17 protein-coding genes and 1 pseudogene are annotated in these 14,465 nt (G+C 70.3%); 8 read left to right on the forward strand and 10 right to left on the reverse strand.

Translation table 11 applies throughout. The annotated features are described in order from the left end of the window. Positions 1 to 17: 17 nt before the first annotated feature. From ACQEV1_RS29685 to ACQEV1_RS29695, 3 genes are all read right to left on the reverse strand, one after another. Positions 18 to 245, reverse strand: a complete 228-nt coding sequence (locus ACQEV1_RS29685) for an ANTAR domain-containing protein (protein ID WP_433397715.1) — start codon at positions 243 to 245, stop codon at positions 18 to 20. After that, the gene (locus ACQEV1_RS29690; protein ID WP_433397716.1) at positions 242 to 904 is read right to left on the reverse strand and encodes a helix-turn-helix transcriptional regulator; all 663 of its coding nucleotides are present in this window, start codon (positions 902 to 904) and stop codon (positions 242 to 244) included. Before ACQEV1_RS29690 ends, ACQEV1_RS29685 begins: the two co-directional genes overlap by 4 nt. A gap of 89 nt (positions 905 to 993) precedes the next feature. Further along, a complete protein-coding gene (locus ACQEV1_RS29695) occupies positions 994 to 2,247 on the reverse strand; it encodes a TetR/AcrR family transcriptional regulator (protein ID WP_433397718.1) in 1,254 nt (417 codons plus the stop codon). A gap of 292 nt (positions 2,248 to 2,539) precedes the next feature. On the opposite strand from ACQEV1_RS29695, the gene ACQEV1_RS29700 reads away from it, so the two are divergent. Continuing rightward, on the forward strand, positions 2,540 to 3,076 hold the full coding sequence (locus tag ACQEV1_RS29700) for a carboxypeptidase-like regulatory domain-containing protein (RefSeq protein WP_433397720.1): 537 nt from the start codon (positions 2,540 to 2,542) through the stop codon (positions 3,074 to 3,076). A 65-nt stretch (positions 3,077 to 3,141) separates the two neighbouring features. Here the strand turns inward: ACQEV1_RS29700 and ACQEV1_RS29705 are convergent, their stop codons facing one another. Beyond that, positions 3,142 to 4,125, reverse strand: a complete 984-nt coding sequence (locus ACQEV1_RS29705) for an aldo/keto reductase (RefSeq protein ID WP_433397722.1) — start codon at positions 4,123 to 4,125, stop codon at positions 3,142 to 3,144. 190 nt (positions 4,126 to 4,315) lie between these two features. Here ACQEV1_RS29705 and ACQEV1_RS29710 point away from each other — a divergent pair, with 190 nt between their 5' ends. The 3 genes and pseudogenes from ACQEV1_RS29710 (at position 4,316) to ACQEV1_RS29720 (ending at position 5,239) form a co-directional block, all read left to right on the forward strand. Continuing rightward, positions 4,316 to 4,474, forward strand: coding sequence for a hypothetical protein (locus ACQEV1_RS29710; RefSeq protein ID WP_433397724.1), 159 nt, complete (start codon positions 4,316 to 4,318; stop codon positions 4,472 to 4,474). Between the two features lie 12 nt (positions 4,475 to 4,486). Next, positions 4,487 to 4,579, forward strand: a pseudogene (locus ACQEV1_RS29715) (helix-turn-helix domain-containing protein); the annotation flags it as partial. Positions 4,580 to 4,588: 9 nt separating this feature from the next. Then, complete coding sequence (locus ACQEV1_RS29720; RefSeq protein ID WP_433405999.1) at positions 4,589 to 5,239, forward strand: hypothetical protein; 651 nt, start codon at positions 4,589 to 4,591, stop codon at positions 5,237 to 5,239. Here ACQEV1_RS29720 and ACQEV1_RS29725 read toward each other — a convergent pair whose 3' ends face one another. From ACQEV1_RS29725 to ACQEV1_RS29735, 3 genes are all read right to left on the reverse strand, one after another. Then, positions 5,240 to 6,508 carry an RNA polymerase sigma factor gene (locus ACQEV1_RS29725; RefSeq protein ID WP_433397726.1) on the reverse strand — a complete coding sequence of 423 codons (1,269 nt, stop codon included), beginning with the start codon at positions 6,506 to 6,508 and terminating at the stop codon, positions 5,240 to 5,242. It abuts the gene before it with no gap. Beyond that, positions 6,501 to 6,902: a YciI family protein gene (locus ACQEV1_RS29730; RefSeq protein ID WP_285622204.1), complete on the reverse strand. Its 402-nt coding sequence runs from the start codon at positions 6,900 to 6,902 to the stop codon at positions 6,501 to 6,503. The genes ACQEV1_RS29725 and ACQEV1_RS29730 overlap by 8 nt, the downstream gene beginning before the upstream one ends. Positions 6,903 to 7,009: 107 nt before the next feature. Next, complete coding sequence (locus ACQEV1_RS29735) at positions 7,010 to 7,681, reverse strand: winged helix-turn-helix transcriptional regulator (protein WP_433397728.1); 672 nt, start codon at positions 7,679 to 7,681, stop codon at positions 7,010 to 7,012. A gap of 116 nt (positions 7,682 to 7,797) precedes the next feature. Here ACQEV1_RS29735 and ACQEV1_RS29740 point away from each other — a divergent pair, with 116 nt between their 5' ends. The 3 genes from ACQEV1_RS29740 to ACQEV1_RS29750 all read left to right on the forward strand — a co-directional run bounded on the left by ACQEV1_RS29740 (position 7,798) and on the right by ACQEV1_RS29750 (position 9,963). Further along, the gene (locus tag ACQEV1_RS29740) at positions 7,798 to 8,694 is read left to right on the forward strand and encodes an SDR family oxidoreductase (protein ID WP_433397730.1); all 897 of its coding nucleotides are present in this window, start codon (positions 7,798 to 7,800) and stop codon (positions 8,692 to 8,694) included. A gap of 74 nt (positions 8,695 to 8,768) precedes the next feature. Further along, on the forward strand, positions 8,769 to 9,224 hold the full coding sequence (locus ACQEV1_RS29745) for an SgcJ/EcaC family oxidoreductase (protein ID WP_433397732.1): 456 nt from the start codon (positions 8,769 to 8,771) through the stop codon (positions 9,222 to 9,224). A gap of 46 nt (positions 9,225 to 9,270) precedes the next feature. Further along, entirely contained in the window at positions 9,271 to 9,963 is a 693-nt protein-coding gene (locus ACQEV1_RS29750) for an SDR family oxidoreductase (protein ID WP_433406001.1), read from the forward strand. A 290-nt stretch (positions 9,964 to 10,253) separates the two neighbouring features. On the opposite strand, the gene ACQEV1_RS29755 is transcribed toward ACQEV1_RS29750, so the two are convergent. Together ACQEV1_RS29755 and ACQEV1_RS29760 are read right to left on the reverse strand one after the other, a co-directional pair. Beyond that, positions 10,254 to 11,252 carry a phosphotransferase gene (locus ACQEV1_RS29755; protein WP_433397734.1) on the reverse strand — a complete coding sequence of 333 codons (999 nt, stop codon included), beginning with the start codon at positions 11,250 to 11,252 and terminating at the stop codon, positions 10,254 to 10,256. 173 nt (positions 11,253 to 11,425) lie between these two features. After that, positions 11,426 to 12,364: an SDR family oxidoreductase gene (locus tag ACQEV1_RS29760; protein WP_433397736.1), complete on the reverse strand. Its 939-nt coding sequence runs from the start codon at positions 12,362 to 12,364 to the stop codon at positions 11,426 to 11,428. Between the two features lie 1,295 nt (positions 12,365 to 13,659). Here ACQEV1_RS29760 and ACQEV1_RS29765 point away from each other — a divergent pair. After that, positions 13,660 to 13,911: a DUF1876 domain-containing protein gene (locus ACQEV1_RS29765; protein ID WP_285622217.1), complete on the forward strand. Its 252-nt coding sequence runs from the start codon at positions 13,660 to 13,662 to the stop codon at positions 13,909 to 13,911. A gap of 45 nt (positions 13,912 to 13,956) precedes the next feature. Here the strand turns inward: ACQEV1_RS29765 and ACQEV1_RS29770 are convergent, their stop codons facing one another. Next, on the reverse strand, positions 13,957 to 14,448 hold the full coding sequence (locus ACQEV1_RS29770; protein WP_433397738.1) for a lysophospholipid acyltransferase family protein: 492 nt from the start codon (positions 14,446 to 14,448) through the stop codon (positions 13,957 to 13,959). Between the last annotated feature and the right edge of the window lie 17 nt (positions 14,449 to 14,465).

Consider the following 14,465-nt stretch of genomic DNA (forward strand, 5'->3'; position numbering starts at 1 on the left):
AGGCCGGCAGGCGCACGTCACAGCACACGGTCGCTGTGCGGGTTCTCCACCAGGGTCCGGGCGAGCTCGGCGAGTTTCACGTTCCGGTGCTGGGAGGCCCGGGCCAGCGCTTCGAAGGCCCCGTCCGCCGTCAGGCCGCGCTGGGCCATGATGACGCCGGTGACCTGGCCGATGACGGTGCGGGTCCACAGAGCCTTGCGGAGGCTGACGATGGTGCGGTTCGCCTCCGTGAGGACGTGGCTCATCCGCACGGCGGTCTCGATGGCGGCTCGGACGAGCGAACCGCAGGCGTTCGGCGCGGAGCGTTCGCCGGCCCGGATCGGGTGCCGGCCGCCCTCCCGTACCACGGCGATGACGCACGTACCGCTCTCGTCTCGCGTGGTCGAACGCCGCGGCACGAGCAGCACGGCTCGGTCTCCAGAGGGAACCGCGAACCAGAGGGAGACTCGCCGTAGACGGCGCGGTGGCGGGCGGCGAACGCGCTCGGGCGGGCGAAGCCCCAGCGCGCGGCCACACGGCGCACCGTCGTCTCTCCCCGTACGGCGGCCCGCGGTTCGGCGCGTGCGCAGTCGAGACGGACCCGCCGCAGGTAGGCCATCGGCGTCGTGTCCAGGTGTCTGCGGAAGGCCGGCTGCACCGCCCGCGCGGGCACGTGGGAGGCCTCGGCGATGTCCGTGGCGGAGATGTCCCGCCCGGCGTTGGCCTCGACGAACGCGATCGCCCGGCGCAGCGTACGCGGGTGGGCGTCGCGCCGATCGGCGTCGGATCGCCCGGCGAGCGCGGTGTTGGGAAAGGCGTTCAGGACCGACGCGGCGAGGTGGCGCGACGCCGTGGAGACGACCAGCGGGTTGCCGCTGACCGCCGGACGGCGAGGACGTCCGACGACGACGGCCGCGTGTCCCACGGTCCGCAACCTCTCGCTGGGCCTTCCGACGTACTCGACCGTCCTTTCGCCGGGCGCCGGCATCCGCCAGCGGCGATGGAGCGGAGCCGTCAGGACGCGGGGCGGGAGAGGCCGGCGGCCATGTGGTCGAACGCCTCGTCGATGAGCGTCTGAAGGCCCTTGATCCCCGTTTCCGGCGCCCAGGTCATGAAGGCCACGCGGAAGACCGACCCGGTCGTCGCCGCGAGCAGCCGCGGATAGAGGCTGCCCGGCGGGCAGCCGATGCGATCGGTGAGGGTGTCGGTGAGCCGCTCCTCGAGGCGGAAGACGGCGTGCAGGATCTTCGTCCTCAGCTCGGGATACACGCCGAACAACTCCTTGCGTGCACGCCAGCCGGTCTGTACGGCGAAGCCGGGCATGGTGTCGTCCATCGCCCGGCGCAGGGCGGTGAGCGGTGGTTCGTGTGACGGCCGCGCGGCGAGTCTGGCGGCGAGTTCGTCGGTGAGGCCCTGGTCCCAGGCGAAGAGTGCCGCCTCCTTGCTCTCGAAGTAGTTGAAGAAGGTCCGGCGCGAGACGCGGGCGGCGTCACAGATGTCGTTCACCGTGACCGCCGAGGGGCCGTGTTCCAGGAAGAGCCTGATCGCGGCGGCGCGCAGGGCCTCGCGAGTCTCGGCCTTCTTGCGTTCACGGAGTCCTGTGGATGCGCCCGGCACGTTGATCAAGTCCTCTCCCCACCGCGGACGCCCAGCGTACTCATCTCCGATTTTGCACACCTGCAATCTTGCACTCGTGCATCTTTCGCTAGGCTGCGCCGTATGGCATCTGCGCACGCGAAGAAGAAACGTCCCGGTGAGATCGCGCGGACCCTCGCGATGGGGCTCTGGCTCCCCGCGCTGTTCCTGGCCGGGCTGCTCTTCTCCTTCCTGCTGGCCTTCCACCACCCGACGCCGCACCGCGTCGAAGTGGCGGTCGCCGCTCCCCCGGCCACGACGGCGCAGCTGCAGACCCGGCTCGACGCCGTCCTCCCGGACGGTTTCACCCTCCAGCCGGTCGACTCCGTCGCCGAGGCCCGCACCGCCGTCCTGGACCACGACGCGATGGCGGCGTTCGCGCCGGGACCGCGCCACTCGCAGCTGTACGGCGCCAAGGCGGACGGCGTCGCCATGGAGTCGATCATTCGTGAGGTCTTCACCGCCGCGGCCCAGCGGCCCGGCGCCACCGTCGCCTTCCACGAGCTGGTCTCGACGAGGGCGGGAGACAGCCTGGGCAGCAGCCCCCTGTACCTCCTGATGGCCTGCACGCTTCCCGCCTACTTCCTGGTGGTCGCCATGCAGCGGGCGGTCGGCTTCAGCCGTCGCGCGCACGTGGCCACCATGGTCGGCGGCGGGGCCGTCGCCGCCCTCGCCTGTTACCTCACCGGCGCGTACGGGATGGACGCGATCCCGGCGCATCCGCTCGCCCTGCTGTACCTGTTCCTGCTGACGCAGGCCGTGTCACTGACGTCCTACGGACTCGTGTCCTTCCTCGGTCCGTTCTTCCCCGGGGCCTCCGTCACGCTGTTCATCCTGCTCAGCGTGCCGTCCAGCGGCTGCACCGTCCCCGTCGGACTGCTCTCGGCCTTCTTCCGCGTCCTCCACCCCGTCCTGCCGATGGGCAATGCCGCCGACGCCCTGCGCGCCGTCGGCTACTTCGACGACCGGCAGCTGGGCCGGCCCACCGCGGTGCTCTGCGCCTGGATCGCGGCGGGCGCCGCGCTCATCGTGCTCGGGTACGTCAAACAGCTGCGACGGCTCGTACGCGACGCGCAGGCGGGCCTGGCGGGATACGTTCCCGCGCCTCCCGCGGAGGATCCCACCGTGGAGCTCCCCGAGCCGGTCGCCCTCCCCCCCGCATCGGCACCGCTTCGGCGAGCAGCCACCGATCCTGACCGGGCGGGTCAGCGGCCCGGTCGGAGAACCACTGCCGGGCGTCACCATCACGGTCACCGACGCGCACGGCCGCCAGCTCCTCCATTCCCGTACGGACCAGAACGGCGAGTACGCGGCCACGGGCTTCCACGAGGGTTTCGCCGTCGTCGTCGCGGGAGCGCCCGGCCGGCAACCGGTCGCCACACGCCTGCTGCTCAGCCCGGCCACCCCCGTGAACCAGGACTTCGTTCTGACGGCGTCTCAGCCCGAGGTGTGGTCGAAGTGACGCTTGGAGGTGATGCGGTAGCGGTCGCAGTCCGGGCATCGGGGCCGCGGGCAACTCCAGTCCGGTCAGCGAGGGCGTTCGATCATGCGCATCTGGGCCTCGTTGTGGTGCTCGCCGGCCGCGGGTGTCAGGTCGTCCAGCGCGGCGATCTGCTCGGCGGTGAGCTCCACGAGGTCGGCGGCGAGGTTCTCCTCCAGTCGGGAGACGCGCTTGGTCCCCGGGATGGGCACGATGTCCTCGCCCCGGGTGAGGAGCCAGGCCAGCGCGACCTGCCCGGGGGTCGCGCCGACCTGGGCCGCGACGGCTTTGACCTCTTCGACGCTGCGCAGGTTGTGTCGGAGGTTCTCGCCGGCGAAGCGCGGGTTGCTCTTGCGGTTGTCGTCGGCGTCGAACTGGTCGGTGGAGCCGATGGTCCCGGTGAGCAGGCCACGGCCGAGCGGCGAGTAGGCGACGAAGCCGATGCCGAGCTCGCGCAGCAGCGGCAGCACCTGCGGTTCGGCATCGCGGGTCCACAGGGAGTATTCGGACTGCAGCGCGGTGATCGGATGGACCGCGTGCGCGCGGCGGATGGTCGCCGGCCCCGCCTCGGAGAGCCCGATGTGGCGGATCTTGCCTTCGGCGATGAGCTCGGCGAGCGTGCCGATGGTGTCCTCGATGGGGGTGTCGGGGTCGACGCGGTGCTGGTAGTACAGGTCGATGTGGTCGGTGCCGAGGCGGCGCAGCGATCCCTCGACGGCGGTGCGGATGCCGGCGGGGCTGCTGTCGAGCCGCCCAGGGCCGCGGCCGGTGTGGGAGATCATGCCGAACTTCGTGGCGAGCACGACCTGGTCGCGGTGGCCCTTCAGCGCGCGGCCGACGAGTTCCTCGTTGGTGTACGGACCGTAGACCTCGGCGGTGTCGATGAGCGTGACGCCCAGGTCGAGGGCCCGGTGAATGGTCCGGATCGACTCGGCGTCGTCGCTGCCGGCGCCGGTGTAGGCGAAGCTCATGCCCATCGTGCCGAGGCCGATGCGGGCGACGTCCAGGTCGCCGAGCTTGACGTGCTTCATTGTCCTTCTCCGTTCAAGGTGATTCGTCGCGGACCTCACGTGTCGTGGCACCGCCGATTCGCAGGGGGCGACCCGCTGACATCAACCCTGCACGTCGCGTCGGCCGGGTGACAGACCGGGACGTTCCAGGGTGTGACAGGGCCCCTCACGACGCCGCTGAGCACGTCGGACCTGGTGTAACACTGAGGACATGGCAGGTGAGAAGAACACCGACGGCGGAACCGAGCTCGGGCGGTTCCTCCGGGCCCGCCGCGAAGAGATCACCCCCGACCGGGTCGGCCTCACCGTCGGCCCCGGCCTGCGCCGCACCCCCGGCCTGCGCCGCGAGGAACTCGCCACACTCGCCTGAGTCAGCGTCGACTACTACACCCGCCTCGAACGCGGCCGCGAGACCCACCCGAGCCCGGCCGTCGTCGACGCCCTCGCCCGCGCGCTGCGCCTCAGCGAAACCGAGCACGAGCACCTGCTCGAACTCGCCGTCCGCGCGGCGCGCCACCTCCCCGATCCACCGGCCGCACCCAGCCGTGCCGTCAGACCCGGCCTCAAGCTCCTGCTGGAGAGCCTGCGGCCCCACCCCGCGATGATCCTCAGCCGCACCATGGACATCCTGGCCGCCAACCCCGCGGGGCTGCGGCTGTACGCCGGCCTGGAGGACTGGCCCGCCAGGCATCGCAACCTGGCCCGGTACGTCTTTCTCCATCCCGCTGCCCGCGCCCTGTTCGGCGACGTTTGGACCAGTCAGGTCCGCGGCTGCGTCGCCCGCCTGCGAGCCCTCGCCGGCACCGACCCCGACGCTCCCGACCTCGCGGCCCTCGTCGGCGAACTGCTCCTGAAGAGCCCCGACTTCGCCCGGCTCTGGGAACGTTACGACGTACGACCCCACGCCTCGGCGACCAAGGCCTTCCATCACCCCGACGTCGGCGACCTGACCCTCGGATACCAGAGCATGCTGCTGGAGGGCACCCCCGGCCAGCGCCTCAGCGCCTACCACGCCCAGCCGGGCGGCCCCGACCACGACGCCATGGTCCTGCTCGACCTCACCGGCACGCCGGGGTGGGACTCGGGCCGGACCGGATCGACCGTCGGCTCCGGCAAGGAGAACGGCTCCGAGTGATCAGCCTCCGTCACCGCTCCGGTCGGCGGTCAGCGTCTCCAGCCGCCGCTCGAGCTCGGCGCGCTCCACGGCGTTCGCGGAGAGCGCGATCGCTCGTGCGTAGGCCCGCGTGGCGCCCGTCAGGTCACCGGCGCGCCTGAGCAACTCGGCGTGCGTGGCGTGCAACGGCTGATAGTGATCGAGCGCCGGATCATCGAGCAGCGGCCCGAGGAATTCCAGACCGGTTTCGGCCCCGTAGGCGAACCCGACCGCGGTGGCATGGTTCAGCCCGACCACCGGAGAGGGGTTGAGCCGGCCGAGCGCGCCGTACAGCTCCGCGATCTGCGCCCAGTCCGTCGCGTCGGCGTCGGATGCCTGGATGTGCAGTGCGGTGATCGCCGCCTCGAGCTGGTACCGGCCGGGGGGCGCGGACCGCACGGCGCGTTCCAGCGCGCCGAGTCCCTCCCTGATCCGGTCTCGATCCCACCGGGCCCGGTCCTGATCCCGCAGCGCGACGTAGCGCCCGCGTCCGTCCACCCGGGCGGCGCGACGCGCGTCGTGCAGCAGCATCAACGCGAGGAGCCCCCACGCGTCGGTGTCGCCGGGCATCAGCTCGCACAGGAGACGCCCGAGGCGGATCGCCTCGTCGCAGAGCTCCGCCCGTACGAGACGATCGCCCTCGCTGGCGGAATAGCCCTCATTGAAGATCAGGTAGACCACGCGGAGCACACCCCGGACACGGCCGGGGAGCTCCTCGCCGGCGGGCACCCGGTACGGAATGTGGGCATCGGCGATCTTGCGCTTGGCTCGGACGATGCGCTTCCCCATCGTGGGCTCGGCGACCAGGAAGGCCCGCGCGATCTCACCCGTCGTCAGACCACCGAGCGTGCGCAGCGTCAGCGCGACCCGGGCCGGCATGTCCAGCGCGGGATGGCAGCAGGTGAAGATCAACCTCAGCCGGTCATCGGCGATCGCACTCGCTTCGCCCATCGGAGCATGCTCCTGTTGGTCCAGGCGCAGCAGCGCGGCCAGCCGCTCGGCCCGATCGGAGATCGACCGGGCGCGGCGCAGCAGATCGATCGCCCGCCGCCGGGCGGTGACCGTGATCCACGCTCCAGGGTTGTCCGGGATCCCATCTCGCCGCCAGGTCGCGAGCGCGGCCTCGAACGCCTCCTGCACGGCGTCTTCGGCGACCTGGAAGTCACCGACGTACCTGATCAAGGTCGCCAGGACGGCCGCCCGCTCATCGCGGAACACGCGGACGACCGTCGTGGCGGCCAGGTCAGCCATTGCCGGTTCCGGCCCGCTTCCGGCCCCCGGCGTCCGGTCCGGGCGCCGGGACCTCACGCGCGCTCATGACCGGCCGGACCTCGACCGAGCCCCGGCGTGCCGTCGGCATTCGCGCCGCGTGGTGCAACGCCTCGTCGAGGTCGGCGCAGTTCAGCACGTAGTAGCCGGCGAGGAACTCCTTGGTCACCGCGAAGGGCCCGTCGGTGAGCTCGGTCTCCCCGCCCCGCACGCGAACGGTGGTCGCGCTCGCCACCGGATGGAGGGGACCGTTGGCGACGAGCAGCCCGGCCTTCCGCAGGCTCTCCGTCACCGCCAGCCACTCCGACATGTCCGCCCACCTGTCCTGCTCGTCCTCGGTCTCCGGGGCGTACAGCAACACCATGTACTCCGGCATCTCGCCTCCTCGGTTTCGCCGTCGTATGGCCCTCTTCACCGATACGACGCAGGGCGGCACGGAATTTGGACGGCTCCCCCGTGAACCGTGTGGTCAGGGCCGTTCGGTCACGCCGACGGCGTCTCGGCCGTTTCCGGGCGCGGGAAGGAGTCGAACAGCCACTCGACCGCGTGCACGTCGCCGGACACGGTGAGGTCTCCGGCGCGTACGGCCTCCTCCAGGTCACGTCTTCGGGTCAGTACGACCGCGAACGTCCTGGTGTCGGTGGCGATCGTCGCGTCCGGAGCGGAGGGCTCGCCGCGGCTGATGCCGATGTCACCGTCGGCGATCCGCACGGTGACCTGGTCGTCGCCGAAGACGAGCCCGTAGGTCGCGGACCGGCCGTCGCCGGTCTCCGGGGCGAAGTCCCCCTGAAGGGCCAGCATGAGAGCGTCCACGCTGGTGTCCGCGTCGAGGTCGCGGAACGGTGAGAGCCTGCCCCAGCGGCCGAGGTGGACGAGGACCGGTTGAAGCTGCCGCCCCCACTCCGTGAGCTCGTACACCCAGGACCGGGCGGGCGGACCGAGCTTGCGGCGACGCACGATGCCGGCCTCTTCGAGTTCACGTAGTCGCTGCGACACGCGGTTCGGGCCGGCGTTCGGCAGGCCGCTGCGCAGATCACTGAAGCGCTTGGGCCCCAGGAGCAGCTCCCGTACGACCAGGAGGGCCCAGCGCTCGCCGACCAGGTCGAGGGCATGCGCGGCGGCGCAGGCGTCGCCGTAGGTTCGCGGGCTTCCCACGTCCTCCAGTCTAACCGACGGTACGTTCCGATACGGAGCTGTCTGGTATCGAAGTTGTACTAACTAGTTCCAGAGAAGTACTCTCCGCCTGGTTCTCCGAACAGGAAGAAGGAGCGATGATCCTCATCACAGGAGCGAACGGACGTCCCGGATCTGCCGTCGTTCGGGAGTTCGCACGGCAGGGCACACCGGTCCGCGCGCTCGTGCGGGACCCGAAGAAGGCGGACGGTCTACGGGCACTGCCGGGCGTCGACGTCCGGACCGGCGACATGCTCTGGCCCGAGACGCTGGAATCCGCGCTGGCCGGGGTGGACCGCGTACTGATGATCAGCAGCGCGGGTCCGCAGATGCTGGAAACCCAGTGCACGTTCATCGACGCGGCGATCCGGGCCGGAGTGGGCCACATCGTGAAGTTCTCCGGCAAGGACTCGATCGACGGGTTCGACCCCGAGCGGTTCCGCTCGTCCCGGAGCCACGAGCAGATCCAGCGTTACCTGGTCGCCTCCGGTACGCCGTGGACCGTGCTGCGGCCAAGCCAGTTCATGCAGGTGTACTTCGAGGAGGTGCCGGACATCGTCCGCTCCGGCGAGCTTCGCCTGCCGCTCGGTGACACGACGCTCGCCCCGATCGACGTCGAGGACATCGCCAAAGTCGCCTACGCCGTGCTCACCACCCCCGGTCACGAAGGCAGGACGTACACGATGACCGGTCCTGAGGCCCTCACCATGACCGACGTCGCCGGCCACATCTCCGATGCCATCGGCAAGCCGGTCCGCTACCGCGACGTGACCGCCGAGGAGAAGCGGCGGGACTGGATCGAGGCCGGATACCCGCCGGCGCGAGCGAGCGCGTTCACACAACTCTTCCAGGAGCGGACCCGGCTGGGTCGCTCGACCGTCGACCTCACCGCCCACGAGCGCTTCGGCATCGAACCGACCACCTTCGCGGAGTTCGCCCGTCGCAACGCCGACACCTTCCGCGGCGCCTCCGACTACGTCGTCACCCCCACCTGAGCGGGCGCTCGAGGTCCAAATCAACACGTCCGCCGCGTCGGTCCAGCAAAGGCCGCCGAGACAAAGGGGATGAGATGAGTTCGTATCTGCGGGAACGGGCGGATGCGGGTGACAGCGACTCGGCCGTACCGGTCGAGGAGCGTGCGGTGCTCGCCGTGTTCGACGAGACGTCCAGCGCATGGGCGAAGGGCGACGCGAACGCGTTCGCCAGGCGGTACGGAGAGAACGCCAGCGTGATCCTGCCCGGGGTCCACCTGCGGGGCAGGGCGGCCGTACGAACCGGCATGGCCGAGGCCTTCGCCCTCCCGCTGAAGGGATCCACGCGCCTTCACCGGGCCGAGAACGTCCGGTTCCTCAACGCCGACACGGCGATCGTGATCACCCGGAGCGCGACCGTGTTCCCCGGCGAGTCCGAGCCTCCGGCCGACCGATGGGAGCTGGCGACATGGGCGCTCTCCCGAGGAGACGACGGATGGCTCGTCGAGGCCTACCACAGTTGCCCGGCCGGAGCCGCTCCGCCGGAAGCGTGACCGGCAGGAAACCGGACTTACCCAGGGAGAACGAAATTCGATGAAGATGGCTGGAAGTACGGCATTCGTCACTGGCGCCAATCGCGGATTGGGCCGGCGTTTCGCGGAACAGCTCGTGGCACGCGGCGCCACCGTGTACGGCGGCGTCCGGAACGTCGCGTCACTCGATGTGCCGGGGGTGATTCCCGTCGCGATCGATGTCACGGACGCCGCGTCCGTGGCCGCCGCGGCGGAGAGGGCGTCGGGCGTGTCGCTGCTGATCAACAACGCGGGTTCCTACACGGGCGCGTCGGTGTCCGACGGTTCCCTGCAGGACATTCGTCTGGAGATGGAGACCCACTATTTCGGCACGCTGACGGTGAGCCGCGCCTTCGCCCCGCAACTGGCCGACAGCGGCGGCGGCACGATCCTCAACGTGTTGTCCGTGCTGTCATGGGTGACCTATCCGGGTTACAGCGGCTACGCCGCGGCCAAGTCGGCGCAGTGGTCGCTCACCAATGCGCTGCGGCTCGAACTCGCGGCTCAGGGCACGAGCGTCGCCGCCCTGCACGTCGGATACATGGACACCGACATGGTCGCGTCCGTCGACGCTCCCAAGAGCGATCCCGCGGCGATCGCCGCCCTGTCCCTCGACGCTCTCGAGGAGGGCTCCATCGAGATCATCGCCGACGAAGACGCCCGCCGGGTCCGGACGAACCTGGCCGGCGGAGCCGCCCGGCTCTATCCGGCGGCCGGATAGAACTCATCGGCGAGTCTCCGTCCGAATGGTCCCGTCCGGTGTTCCGGACGGGACCAGGGGAACGCGCGCGTCGGGCGATGGGCGGTCCGGCTCATCCGGGACGGAGACGGTCCACTGACCGCCGCTCGTCCGGACGCGGTCGCCACGACGGCCCCAACGACGTCGCGCAGTGTCGAGGTGCCGCGCCCTCGTGGACGGCGACGTGGACGCCGTGCGTGCCACCGCTGGACCGGGAGACCGTCTTCGAGCCGACCCGCCCTCGTCAGGCATTGGTCTGGTGCGGACGCGCCTCACGGCGGGCTCACCAGGGTGTCCAGCCGATCAATGCGGCTGATGACGTGGCCGAGGTAGTAGCCCGGTTCGCGTGGCACTCCCGGATCGGCGTTGCCTTCTGTGCGGCGCACCCACCGCTCGACCCACCAGAGGGCGGAACCCAGCAGGGTCACCGGTTCCCACCAGTTGACGCGTTCAATGATCGAGGCCAGTCTCGAGCGGCTGTCCATGCCGTGCCGGTACCCGTCCCAGAACGCCCGGCGCTGGGACGGCGTCAGCGCGTTCTGGTCGAACGTGTACGCCAGCTCGTCGGCGGGGTCTCCGAGCCGCGTGTACTCCCAGTCGATCAGGCAGGGGCCGGGGTTCCAGAGCACGTTTCCCGGAGCGATGTCACCGTGCAGCAACGAGAGGGTCTCGCCGGAATCCCAGGAGGCCGCGAAGCTCTCCGCCAGCGAACCGGCGGCGCTCCGCAACCGGTCCTGGAGCGTTTCAGGCAGTGGGTCACGAGCCCAGACGAGGGTCGACAGGATCGCCCGAAGCCGGTCACCGGCATACGACGCGATCGTGGTTCGCGCCCCCTCACCCAGGCCGTCGACGGGGCGCTCATGGACCCAGGCCACGAGCGAGGCGAGTCGCCGGATCTCCGTCAGGCCCACCGTCCGCAAATCCTCCCGGCGTCCGGGAAGGAACTGCATGCACATCGCCGGCGTAGCGAACCAATCGCTCGTGCGGCGGAAGTCGTACAACACAGGGGCTGCGACGCCACCCACGTGCTCAAGGACAGCGGCCTCGCGCTCAGCCTGAGCGGTCTCGGAGGCGTCGCCGCCGAAGGAGACTCTGACCACGACGTCCCGGATGCCATCTGATGCGTCGCGAAAGGAGACCCGGTGTACCGCGTGGCGGTTGCCGTCCTCGAACGGGGTCACGGCGGTGACGGCCTCGGCAGGCCGGCCCATCGCGTCTGACGCGTAAGCCCGCACCGCGGCGAGTTGAGCTTCGCTGGAGGATTCGGTCATCGGAACGGAGCCTTGGAACAGTCGTGATGGTCGCCGCGCTCGAGCCGGAGACCAGGGCCGACAGCAGGCTAATACTCCAGCCGGTGCGCCCGGAGACCATAGAGGTGGTCGTCCAGCGATCATGACCTGAACATGTGATCACCAATGCCCGATCGCGTGCACACCCCCGGCGGTCAGGCGGGGAATCGCACGCCGACCAGCCGCTCGGAAGCGTCCCAGAGCCTGCCGGCGTCGTCCATGCTGCGCAGCGGAGCCCACGGCTCCTGCCGCGCTGGAGCGCCACCGAGGTCGCCGCGTCCCTTGGGGCCGTAGAACTGGCCGCCCTGCGCGTCCGGGCCGGTCGCGGCCAGCAGCGCGGGCAGGGCGGCGGTGTCGACCGTACCGACGAGGATGCCCATGCGGGAGAGCGCGCGGATCAGGCGGACGGAGCCGGTGTCCTTCTGCCGCCCCATGCCGGGCTGTGCGGACAGCAGGTTCGTGGGAGAGATGCCGGGGTGGGCGAGGTTGCTGGTGATGCCCCACCCGGCCGCCTTGCTGCGCGCGTCGAGCTCACGGGCGAACAGGCCGACAGCGATCTTGGACTGGCTGTAGGCCTTTCTCGCGTCGTAACCGTTCTCCCAGTTCAGGTCGTCCCAGTTGATCGCACCGCTGCGTGCGGCGACGCTCGTCTGGTGCGTGACCCGGGCCATGCCCTCGCGAAGCAGCGGCAGCAGGCCCTGGGTGAGGGCGAAGTGACCGAGATGGTTGGTGCCGAACTGCAGCTCGAATCCGTCCTTGGTGACCTGGTGGCTGGGCGGCGTCATCACACCGGCGTTGTTGATGAGGATGTCGATCGGACGGCCTTCACTCACGAGCCGGTCCGCGAGGGCCGCCACCGAGTCGAGCGAGGACAGGTCGAGGGCTCGGGTGGTGATCTTCGCACCCGGGACGAGACCACGGATGCGGTCGGCGGCCTTCTCACCCTTGACCGTGTTGCGAACCGGCATGATCACCTCGGCGCCCGCTTCGACGAGGCGGGTGGCGATGACGAACCCGATGCCGTCGCTCGCACCGGTGATGACGGCGAGCTTCCCGGACAGATCGGGGATGGCGATATCAATGCTGCGAGACATGAGCGGTCTCCTTCGTTCTGCGGCGAATCCGCTACGGACCGGCGGATGAGTCCATGCTCGAACCTCACCGTCCGCGGATTCAGGGCCGCCCTGTCCACGGATCGCCGATCCACCTCTCGGCAGCGTCGGGCGCGCTCGGACGCATGACGGACGAGGAGACGTCGAGCGGGCTACGGACCGACACCGACCCGATCCCTTGCCACGATGCCGACCAACCGGCGCGCAGTGGTCTTCGACGCCGCCACACCGAGTCGGCACCGCGCGCCAGATGCTGAGCCTGTTCACCCATCGGCGTCGAACCCTGCCCGACGGCCGCGAACTCAGCCGCCTGGACCTGCTCTGACGTTTCCTACCTCTCTTGCCTCGCTCTCCGCGCCGCGGGAGGGGACGACCACGACGAGGCAACGGGCGTGGCGGATGAGGCCGTGGCCGACCGAGCCGAGCCGTAGACCGGTGTGGCCGCGGCGGCGACGACGGCGAGGTCCGCATCCACCGATGCCTCCACGAGCGCCGTGACCGGACGATCGCGAGGCGTGTTCTCCGCCACCGCGACGTCGGGATAACGCACGCGCCGCGGCGGCGGCATGCCGAGGAGCCGTGGCGACGCTCGTTGGGTGCGTACGGCGAAGGCGGTCCCGACCTGCCCGGCGATCACCCCGAGCTCACTGCCGTGATCGGGATTCGCCCACCGGCCTCGCCAGGTCCCGGGCCGCCCCCGTCTCCCTCGACACGCGAAGACCTGCGAGGCGAACTCCCTCCGCCGGTATCACCCGGTTCAGGTAGTGGAGGTCGCCGTACCGGCATGGTGCCCGTTCGGCCTCAGCCCTTCCCTCGGCCTCTTTGTCGGAGCTCTCCTTCGCCGGAGGTTCACGGTCAAGCTCCCTCGCTCGTCTCGCAGGCCTCGTCCCACGCTTTCCCGCCTATTTCGGCTGCTCCAGGGGCGAACGTCCTCAACCAGCGGGAACCATGGCGACTCGGCGATCACCGCCCCTCCTTCCTCACACAGGCCGGCGAGCCATGTGCCGTCTCCGTCGCGATCGGATGTGGCCGCCACCAGACGGAGGGACACCCGCACGGAGGACCATCGGCCCTGGCCACACCGGCTTCTCCGACGAAACGTGAGGGTGGGAGGGGCGAAGTCATGATGTTCGTTGATCGCGTTGATGCCGGACGGCGTCTGGGTGCTCGGCTGGGGCATCCGCGGCCCATTCCCAGCGCCGCAAGGTCGGACTGTGCGGGCAGCGGAACGTCGCCGCCGCCGAACGCGAGCGCGCTGAGAACGGAGATGTGATGCCATGAAGACCAAACAGTGGAGTGTGCAGATCGACATCGATGAGGACGGCAAGAACACCCATGTGCGTGCCGCGCTCACCACGATGGACGGCATGACGATCGAGGGAAGCGGCCACGCCCGGCGGAATCCGCGAGACCGTGCCGTACCGGAGATCGGCGACGAGCTGGCCGCGGGCCGGGCGCTCATCGATCTGGGCCACCGGCTCGTACAGCTCGCCAACGCCGAGGTCGCCCAATCCGTGGCAGGCCGGTGAACGACCGCGGGAATGGATGGTCAGCGCATGACGGTGACCGCGGTGTCACGGCCGTCGGATGCCGGACCGGTGCGCGATCGCCGTCTGAGCAGCCTGCCGGGCCTGAACCGCCGCGGCCCAGCCCGTACCTTCCGGCCGGATGGGCGACTCGACAGTGACGCGGACGGCACCATGCCGGGGGAAGCACCGGCCAGGGCACAGGATCGACCGGGTGCCCTGGATGGTGACCGGCACCACCGGCACCCCGGCGCGTACCGCGCTGACGAAGGCGCCCATAGGGAACGCCTGGAGCCGGGCAGCCGCGGCCAGGCGTCCTTCCGGGAACATGACCAGGCGCTGTCCGCGTCTGAGGGCCGCGGTGAGCCGGGCGGTGTCACGGACACCGCTTTCCCGGTCGACGCGTTCGACGAACTCAGCGCCCGGACACCGTAGGACGAAGCCGCTGAGCCGCCGCCGGACGTCGAGCGTGGCTGAGCAGCATGTACTTCGGGATGCCGCCGATCGGCTTCCGGCGGGAGCGTGGGTCGCGGTGGCCAACCATGAGAGCTGGCTCG

The organism is Actinoallomurus sp. CA-142502 (assembly GCF_050936355.1).
Lineage (GTDB): Bacteria > Actinomycetota > Actinomycetes > Streptosporangiales > Streptosporangiaceae > Actinoallomurus > Actinoallomurus iriomotensis.